Source organism: Pseudoalteromonas sp. 2CM37A, assembly GCF_023161885.1.
Taxonomy (GTDB): domain Bacteria; phylum Pseudomonadota; class Gammaproteobacteria; order Enterobacterales; family Alteromonadaceae; genus Pseudoalteromonas; species Pseudoalteromonas atlantica.
Genome location: NZ_JALNTJ010000005.1, coordinates 417,130 through 425,784, shown reverse-complemented (window position 1 = coordinate 425,784; position 8,655 = coordinate 417,130). Strand labels below are relative to the sequence as shown.

Sequence of the window (8,655 nt, the reverse complement as noted above, 5' to 3'; positions counted from 1 at the left end):
CGAGCGGCCAAAGGGATCAGACTGTAAATCTGACGGCTCAGCCTTCGCTGGTTCGAATCCAGCTCCCTCCACCACTTCTTATTTTCAGTATCCTTTTCTACATCTTTTTCATCACTATTTAAAACTTCATTTTTAGACTAATTATCAAATACCCACTGTAATGTTGCTCCGTGGTTTTTAAGCCATGCTGATGCAGATTTATAATCGGGATAAAAGTTAGCTACGCGCTTCCAAAAAGCGCTGCTGTGGTTCAAATACTTTAAATGAGCCAATTCGTGCACAATAACATAATCAATTATATGATGAGGCGCCCCAACAAGGTTAAGGCTAAAGGTTAGCTCTCGCCGAGAATTACAACTCCCCCACTTACGTTTATAACTTCCAATCGTCAATTTAGTCGGTAATGCTTCTGACATCTGTTGGCAATAATAAGCTAAACGCATTTCAATGTAGTTTGTTAGCATTTCTTCAAGGGCAAGGCAAAGTAACTGCTTGCGTTTTTCAGGCTGTTTACTTACTCGATTAGAAGTGTAAATAGTAAACTCGCTATCGGATTGCTGAACATGCGAGCGTGTCCCTTTTGCAAAAGTAATGGTATATGGCTTAGCAAAAACCATTATTTGCTGGTTTTTAAACGGGTGTTGTTGAGTATCAATGGCGTTAAGTTGTTTATGCAATTGCGCAGTTACCCACTCTTTTTTACTAAACAGCCATTGTTCTATTTGTAGTTTTGGCACGTGTGTAGGCGCATAAACAGTAACTAATTTTTGGCTAACTTTTATTGCCACTGTTTTACGCCTTGCACTGCGTTTTAGCTGATACTCAAACAAGGTGTATGCTCTAAATATAAATAAAAGCGTATTATAAAGCCTTATTTATTCAATGCAGTTATTTAGCGATAAATAAATGGGCTCAGTGTTTATTATTATTTTTATTTACGCAAAATAACGTCTTATTAATAAAGTACGCTACGCATGTTAATACTTTAATGCTAAAAAGTAACCTCGCTGATTTATAATATAAATTATTAGATTAACAGTTTATTTATAAAATAAATCTATTAAACTAGTTCAATAAAGATACTAATTTGAGCCACTATGCTGTCTGCATTTTTTATAACCGACCACGATCCGAGCCTCATTATCAACGGTGCATATAACCCTATACTGGTTACTTTATCGGTCATTACCGCTATTTTTGCTGCCTTTTTTACGATCTGGTTAGTTGATGTAGCTAAGCAAACAAAGTTCGAAAACTATAAACGCTTAGCTAATGTAACCGGTGCCACGGTTTTATCGGCCGGTATTTGGAGCATGCATTTTATAGGTATGCTGGCCTTTTCGTTATGCACAAACATTAGCTATGATCCACTCATTACCATGTTGTCTTTTTTACCGGCGTTTATTTCATGTCAGTATGCTTTTTCGATTTTAGTAAAATCGCAAGGGTCATATAAAAACCTTATTATTTGCTCTATTTTACTAGGCTCAGGCATTGGTACAATGCACTACAGCGGCATGGCAGCAATGGAGCTGGCCCCGTTACTACGTTACGATGCAATCATATTTGCTTTATCAATTGTGGTCGCTGTTGGTTTATCATTCATAGCACTTTTTACGCGTTATCATTTAACGCGTTTGCTACCTAATTTATCACAACTGCAAGCGCGCTCTATTACCGCTGTTATTTTAGGCTCAGCGGTGGCTGGTATGCACTATATGGGTATGGCTGCTACCCGCTTTGTTGCAACCTCTCCGCTTTTACCCGATTATCAAGAGTCAACCACTGAGCTTGCTTTTGTGGCTATTGCCGTAGCTACCGCGACCGTTGCTATAACCTGTGTCATTGCAGTTATAAATGGCATGGTTAGATACCGCTTACTGCTTGAGGAAAAATCGGCGGATGAATCTCGACTAAATGCTATTTTAGGCACTGCTATTGATGGCATTGTGACTATAGATCACACCGGCATTATTTTGAGCTTTAACGAAGCGGCCAGCAAAATTTTTGGTTGGCGAGAAAACGAAGTTCAAGGTCATAATGTAAAAATGCTGATGGCCGATGAAATAGCTCGCCACCATGATGGCTATTTGTCTCACGCCAAAAATGTAGATCTAGGTAAAGTAATTGGTATAAATAGGGATGTGTCTGCCAAACACAAAGATGGCCATCTTTTTCCTATTCGCTTAGGTATAGGGGAGGTTAATCAGCCAGGTCATATGCCGTTATATGTTGGCTTTATCACCGATTTAACCGAACAACGCGCTATGCAGCAAAGTCTTATTGAAAAAGAGCAAAAGTACCGCTCTTTAATGGATAATATGCCTGGCGCTGCTTTTCGCTGTAAGTACGACGAAAACTGGAGCATGCTATTTATCAGCCCAACAGTGGCTGAGCTAACTGGGTACACGCCAGAAGAGTTCACAGAAAGCTGCATTGAACTTAACGACCTTATTTTAAAAACAGATCAGCCAACGGTAAACGAAGCCGTAGCGCAAGCCATGACCTCAAGTTTAAAGTACTCGGTAGAGTATCGTATTCGCCACCGTAACGGCAAAGTTGCCTGGGTATTAGATAAAGGCAGTATTACCTGTGATAAAGATAATAACCCGCAGTGGATAGATGGGGTATTGGTTGATATTACAGAACAAAAAGAATACGAAGACAAACTTGAGCAGGCAAAATTGCAAGCTGAAGAAGCAGCGCACGCTAAGCAATCTTTTATGGCTAATATGAGCCATGAGATCCGCACGCCGATGAATTCTATTATCGGTTTTAGCGACCTACTGATGGACACTCCGTTAAACCAAGAACAGCAAAAACACTTGGTTACAGTTAATAATGCGGCGCGTTCATTATTAAGGTTACTTAACGAAGTGCTTGATACCGCAAAACTTGAGCGCGGAAAGCTAACGATTGAACCCGTTCACTTTAGTTTAAAACAAGTACTCGATAGCATTATTTCGACATTTTGGCTTGAAGCAAAAAAGAAAGACTTGCGTTTAAAGTTGAATATTAAAGACTCTGTTGCCACAACTTACTATGGCGACCCAGATAGGTTAAGGCAAATTTTAACTAACCTCATCGGTAACGCCATTAAATTTACCGAACAAGGTTCGGTTGAGCTAACTGTAAGTACTACACAAACCGATCAGCTCTTTTTTGAAGTGCAAGATACCGGTATAGGTATTGCCAAAGACCGCGTTAAAGCTATATTTCAGCCGTTTGTTCAGGCCGATGGTACCACTACTCGTCGCTTTGGCGGTACAGGCCTTGGAACAACCATTAGTAAACAATTAGTAGAGCTGATGGGCGGCACTATAAACCTAGTCAGTGAAGAAAACAAAGGCACCTGCTTTTACTTCTCTTTACCGCTTATAAAAGGCGATTCAGAAAAAATAGACCATTTCGATGGCCTGCACACTCAATTACCATCGCTAAGGGTACTTGTGGTGGATGATATTGAGCAAAACACCGAGCTGCTTTCGTTATTACTTTCTAAAGATCAACATTTGGTAAGCAAAGCAAGCAACGGTTTAGAGGCTATTGCAATATTCGAGAAGCAAGATTTTGATGTCATCTTAATGGATATTCATATGCCTGAGTGTGATGGCATAGAAGCAACCACAAAAATTCGAGCCATAGAAAAGCAAAGGCAGCTTAAATTTACCCCCATTATTGCGTTAACGGCAAGCGTCCTACAGCAAGATAAACTCACAGCTAAACGTGCCGGCATGAACGGCTTTGCTAATAAGCCGATAGATATAAATCAGCTTAACCAAGAAATTGCCCAGGTGCTTGGCTTAGGTATTGCTAAAGATATGGTTATTAGCCAATCAGACCCTGAGGCTAAACACATCGACTTTGAAAAAGGTGTGATGCTTTGGGGTAATAAATGCAAACAGTTAACCGAAATTGCCAAATTTATAAATGACAGCAATAAACGATTTGATATTTTATTTAACAGTAAGTTATCTGAGATTAAAGACGCCAATAGCCTGATACATACCCTTAAAGGGGTCGCCGGTAATTTAGGCCTAACAACATTAATGACTTTATTAGCCAAGTTAGAGCGCGAGCAAACTTCTGAGCAATCTACAGCGTTAGTAACACAAATAAAAGGCGAGTTAGAGACAATAACGCAATTAATATCAGGCGATGAGTGCGCACAAATAACGCCTGCTGAGAGTGAAAATAATGAGCAAAAAAGCACGCTAAGTGCGGCTGAATTAAAGTCACTGTGTGAAACGCTACACCATGAAGCGCAAAGCGCCGAGCTCAACGATGATTTGCTTGCGCAGCTTGAAAATAACGCCCCTGCACACCTACAAACTCAAGTAACTGAGGTTGTAAACGCATTTGATGAATTTGACTTTGATCAGGCGCAACACGTGCTAGACGGTCTAATTAAAGAGTTTACCCAAGAATGAGAATATTGAATGGATTTTAGCAACGACAAACCACGTATATTAATCGTTGACGATGAACCTGCTAACTTAAAAGTCATGCGAGAAGTATTAGGTAATCAATACCGTATGTCTTTTGCTAAATCAGGCGCTGCAGCACTTGCGCTACTGGAAAAAGAACAGCCTAAACTTATATTACTCGATATCATGATGCCCGATATGAATGGCTTTGAGGTGTGCGAAATACTTAAAAGCACACCCGCGCTTTCGCATATCCCAATTATTTTTGTAACGGCTTTGGGTGATGAAAGCGATGAGTTTAAAGGCTTTGAACTCGGTGCTGTTGATTACATTACTAAACCTATTAGCCCTGCGATTGTGCGCGCACGTGTTAAAACGCATTTATCGCTTGTACAAGCCGAGCAATTAAAGCAAGCCCATGTTGATTTAGTACATCGGTTAGGCCGCGCTGCAGAGTACAAAGACACAGACACTGGCGAGCACATTGCTAGGATGAGCCAATACAGTAAATTATTAGCATTAGAATTTGGCATGGGTGAGCAACAAGCAGAGCTACTTCGCCAAGCAGCCCCCATGCACGATGTAGGTAAAATAGGTATTCCGGATGCTATTTTATTAAAACCTGGGCGATTAACCCCTGACGAATTTGACCACATGAAACAGCATGCGGCTATTGGCGCGCAAATTTTAGCAAATTCCTCATCACCGCTATTACAACTTGCCCATAAACTGGCTATAGAGCACCACGAAAAGTGGGATGGCAGTGGCTACCCTAATGGTTTAAAAGGCGAACAAATATCGGTTGAAGGGCGTATTGTGGCTATTGCAGATGTATTTGATGCCCTTACCTCAAAACGCCCGTATAAAGAGGCTTGGGGTGTAGAAGAAGCGCTTGAGCATATGCAAGCACAAGCGGGTAAACACTTTGACCCCCACCTCATCAATTTATTTGTAAATAAGCTCGATGCTATAATCGCAATTAAAAACACATATCAAGAGCAACACTAAGTATTGCGCGTGCGTGAGCCTTGTTTTACATCACCATATACCGCTTTTATGTGCGGGTAGTCATGAGAGGTTATTTCGTGGCTATTCCCACTGTTATCTTTAAAATAAAGCGAAAACGTTACACCGTGATCAGCCAGTACAGTTTTTATGTTTAAGTCATTTAAATAATCAACCCAACCAATAAACTGTGCACCGGTGGCTGCAAACGCAATACCTTTGCTTCGCCCTTGTCCTTCAAATAACGCTAAACGCGTTGTTTTTGCGCTATCTTCAAGTGTGAGTGGCCCTTTGTCATTTTCATCCCAAAAGGCAAGCTCTTCAACTACGCTAAAGCCTAGTACCTGCTTGTACCACTTTAGCGCTTCTTGGATGTTTTCAACATTAAGGTGGCAATGATCAATGCCCGATAATAAAGGAGCGCTCATATTATTGACCAATTTCTGATTTTAGCTGCTCTAAAAACGCATACATATACTCTGTGCGTCGCTCTGCCTCGGCTTTAGCTGAGGGCGTATTCATGCTCTTAGCAATATGAAGCAATTTAATAAAAAAGTGATCAAGGGTATAGGTTTTATCATCTGCTTCGCGGTTAACACAAAATGGGTCATCAGGGTTATACAGTAAGCGGCTAATAGAGCCCCCTACTTTCATACAACGGCTAACGCCTATTGCACCGAGTGCATCCATTCTATCGGCATCTTGCACGATTTGCGCTTCTACAGTTTTAACCGCTATATTGGCGCTAAAGCTATGGGCAGCAATAGCATGATGAATATCATCAAACAAACATGCGTCGTAGTTAATTGATTTTAAAAACGCAATGGCTTTATCTGCCGCCATAGTAGATGCTTTTGCTCTATCGGGATGGTTTTTTGCCACCGCAACACAATCGTGCATCCACGCCGCTGGCAAAACAATATTCATATTGGCTTGCTCGGCGTGACATAATTGAATAGCAACACGCACTACGCGTTCAATATGCGTTATGTCGTGTGCTACATCGGCATGTATTAACGAAGTAATAAATGAGCGACATTGAGAATCAAGCTGTTGTAACTCAGGGCTTAAAGCAGTGTTGGCCACAGTGATGTTCCAAAAAACTAATTTATATGAGAATTATCCGTACTTTAACGTGCTTTACACCTCCCTTGCAAAACATTCATTGTATGTTGCCCTATGCTTGACTAAAATACAGCGCTTATTTATTACAACTGAGAAGCCTTATGTCATCTGCCGTTTACCTACAAGCTGGTCGCGAAAAATCATTAAAAAGAAAACACCCTTGGTTATTTTCAAAAGCCATCAAAAAAATTAAAGGTAAACCAGGCTTAGGTGATACGGTCACCATTCACGACAGCGAAGGTAAATTTTTAGCCACCGCTGCTTATAGCCCTCACTCACAAATAAGAGCGCGAGTGTGGAGCTTTGATGAAAAAGAAGTAATAGACCAACACTTTTTTGAGCGTCGCTTACGCCGTGCTTTACATGCCCGCGAGCATGCAATAGCCGAAGGCGGTTTAACTGGCTTTAGGTTGTGTGCTGCTGAGTCTGACTACTTGCCAGGTGTAACCATTGATAAGTTTGATAACACCTTAGTTTGCCAATTACTAAGTGCCGGCGCTGAGCGCCATAAAGGTGAAATTGTAGGCGCGTTAATGGCTATTTTTCCTGGTGCGAATATTTATGAGCGCTCAGATGTAGACGTGCGCACCAAAGAAGGCTTAGAACCTATTAAAGGTGTACTGTGGGGCAACGAACCTTCAGAGCCTGTAGTTATTGAAGAAAATGGCTTAAAGCTTGAAGTAGACATTTTAGAAGGTCATAAAACAGGCTTTTATCTGGATCAACGTGATAGCCGCGCAGCACTTGAGCGCTTTTCAAAAGATAAAACCGTATTAAATTGCTTTAGCTACACAGGTACTTTCTCACTTTACGCACTACGTGGTGGCTGTAAACACGTCACTAATGTTGATGTATCACAACCAGCACTGGATACCGCTAAGCGTAACGTAGAGCACAATAACTTAGATTTAAATAAAGTCGATTTTGTAAAACAAGATGTGTTTAAGCTATTACGCCAATACCGTGAGGAAGGCAAACAGTTTGACACTATTGTGATGGACCCACCAAAATTTGCAGACAACAAAGCGCAGTTAACCGGTGCATGTCGTGGTTATAAAGATATAAACATGATTGCTATGCAAATATTAAAACCAGGCGGTACATTACTTACCTTCTCGTGCTCTGGATTAATGGAGCAAAACTTGTTTCAAAAAGTGGTAGCAGACGCTGCGCTAGATGCAGGTAAAGAGCTATTGATTATGGAGCGTTTAAATCAAGCGGCCGATCACCCTATTGCTGGCAGTTACCCTGAAGGCTTTTACTTAAAAGGCTTGATTTGTAAGGTTTACTAAAAATTATTGTTATTACCTACAAGGACGTAGGTAATAAATCGAACGTTGTTTAATACCCGAAATAACAAAAGCCAGCCGCTTGGTGTTTATTCAATTTAATTAAACTGAACTATTTCTAATCCTGCGGTAATGGTGCCATCGTCTTCTTTGCTAGCACGTATAACTTTAGCCGTTGCATTTAAAGAGGCAATACTTGGGTGAGTCGATTCTATATTAACCTGTAACAAAGTATCGAGCTCAAGCAAGTCATCTAAATGAAGTGATAGCCCAGTGGCACTTAAATCAACACATTCTGCGGTATAATTTAGCCCAGCAACTGGCTCTATTGTTGTTAATTGCGCAGGAGTATTAACCTGCATACGTCTAAAATTGCGCTTATCTTCAGTAAACATGCATCACCTTTAAACAACCGTGTTTATTTGCTCAAATAAAGTACCCATCGAAAACGGTTTTACTACATAGGCATCACACCCTGCATCAAAGCCAGCTTGCTTTTCCGAGGGCGACTCTAAGCCCGAAACCATAACAACAGGTATATTTTTAGTTTCAGGCGTGTGCTTAAGCATCCGACATGTATCATACCCATCGAGGCCAGGCATACATACATCAAGCAAAATAATATCCGGCGGGTTAGCAATGGCAGACGCCAAACAGCTTTTCCCCGAGTCAGCATAACTAACATCAAATTTTGAGGTCAGGGCAGATTTAAGCATTTCATAATTAAAATACTCGTCATCTACAACTAACAATCGCTTAATCTTATGTTCAACCGATGAGGACATAGGTATGTCGCTTCCTTCTCAACC

8 protein-coding genes are annotated in these 8,655 nt (G+C 40.9%); 3 read left to right on the top strand and 5 right to left on the bottom strand.

The genetic code is table 11. The features are described 5' to 3' along the window. Positions 1-137: 137 nt before the first annotated feature. The gene (locus MTF68_RS14355) at positions 138-788 is read right to left on the bottom strand and encodes a SprT family zinc-dependent metalloprotease (RefSeq protein ID WP_248462869.1); all 651 of its coding nucleotides are present in this window, start codon (positions 786-788) and stop codon (positions 138-140) included. Positions 789-1,097: 309 nt separating this feature from the next. Between MTF68_RS14355 and MTF68_RS14350 the strand changes: the two genes are divergently transcribed. Further along, on the top strand, positions 1,098-4,430 hold the full coding sequence (locus MTF68_RS14350) for an MHYT domain-containing protein (protein ID WP_248462867.1): 3,333 nt from the start codon (positions 1,098-1,100) through the stop codon (positions 4,428-4,430). 9 nt (positions 4,431-4,439) lie between these two features. Beyond that, the gene (locus MTF68_RS14345; protein ID WP_054983078.1) at positions 4,440-5,435 is read left to right on the top strand and encodes a two-component system response regulator; all 996 of its coding nucleotides are present in this window, start codon (positions 4,440-4,442) and stop codon (positions 5,433-5,435) included. On the opposite strand, the gene MTF68_RS14340 is transcribed toward MTF68_RS14345, so the two are convergent. After that, a complete protein-coding gene (locus MTF68_RS14340) occupies positions 5,432-5,860 on the bottom strand; it encodes a VOC family protein (RefSeq protein ID WP_248462866.1) in 429 nt (142 codons plus the stop codon). The genes MTF68_RS14345 and MTF68_RS14340 overlap by 4 nt on opposite strands. A 1-nt stretch (position 5,861) precedes the next feature. Further along, positions 5,862-6,518: an HD domain-containing protein gene (locus MTF68_RS14335; protein WP_004589186.1), complete on the bottom strand. Its 657-nt coding sequence runs from the start codon at positions 6,516-6,518 to the stop codon at positions 5,862-5,864. Between the two features lie 140 nt (positions 6,519-6,658). On the opposite strand from MTF68_RS14335, the gene MTF68_RS14330 reads away from it, so the two are divergent. After that, positions 6,659-7,849, top strand: coding sequence for a class I SAM-dependent methyltransferase (locus MTF68_RS14330; protein WP_054983075.1), 1,191 nt, complete (start codon positions 6,659-6,661; stop codon positions 7,847-7,849). Between the two features lie 95 nt (positions 7,850-7,944). Here the strand turns inward: MTF68_RS14330 and MTF68_RS14325 are convergent, their stop codons facing one another. Together MTF68_RS14325 and MTF68_RS14320 are read right to left on the bottom strand one after the other, a co-directional pair. After that, positions 7,945-8,241 carry a PilZ domain-containing protein gene (locus MTF68_RS14325; RefSeq protein WP_004589184.1) on the bottom strand — a complete coding sequence of 99 codons (297 nt, stop codon included), beginning with the start codon at positions 8,239-8,241 and terminating at the stop codon, positions 7,945-7,947. 9 nt (positions 8,242-8,250) lie between these two features. Continuing rightward, on the bottom strand, positions 8,251-8,631 hold the full coding sequence (locus MTF68_RS14320) for a response regulator (RefSeq protein ID WP_024034218.1): 381 nt from the start codon (positions 8,629-8,631) through the stop codon (positions 8,251-8,253). Positions 8,632-8,655: the final 24 nt, after the last annotated feature.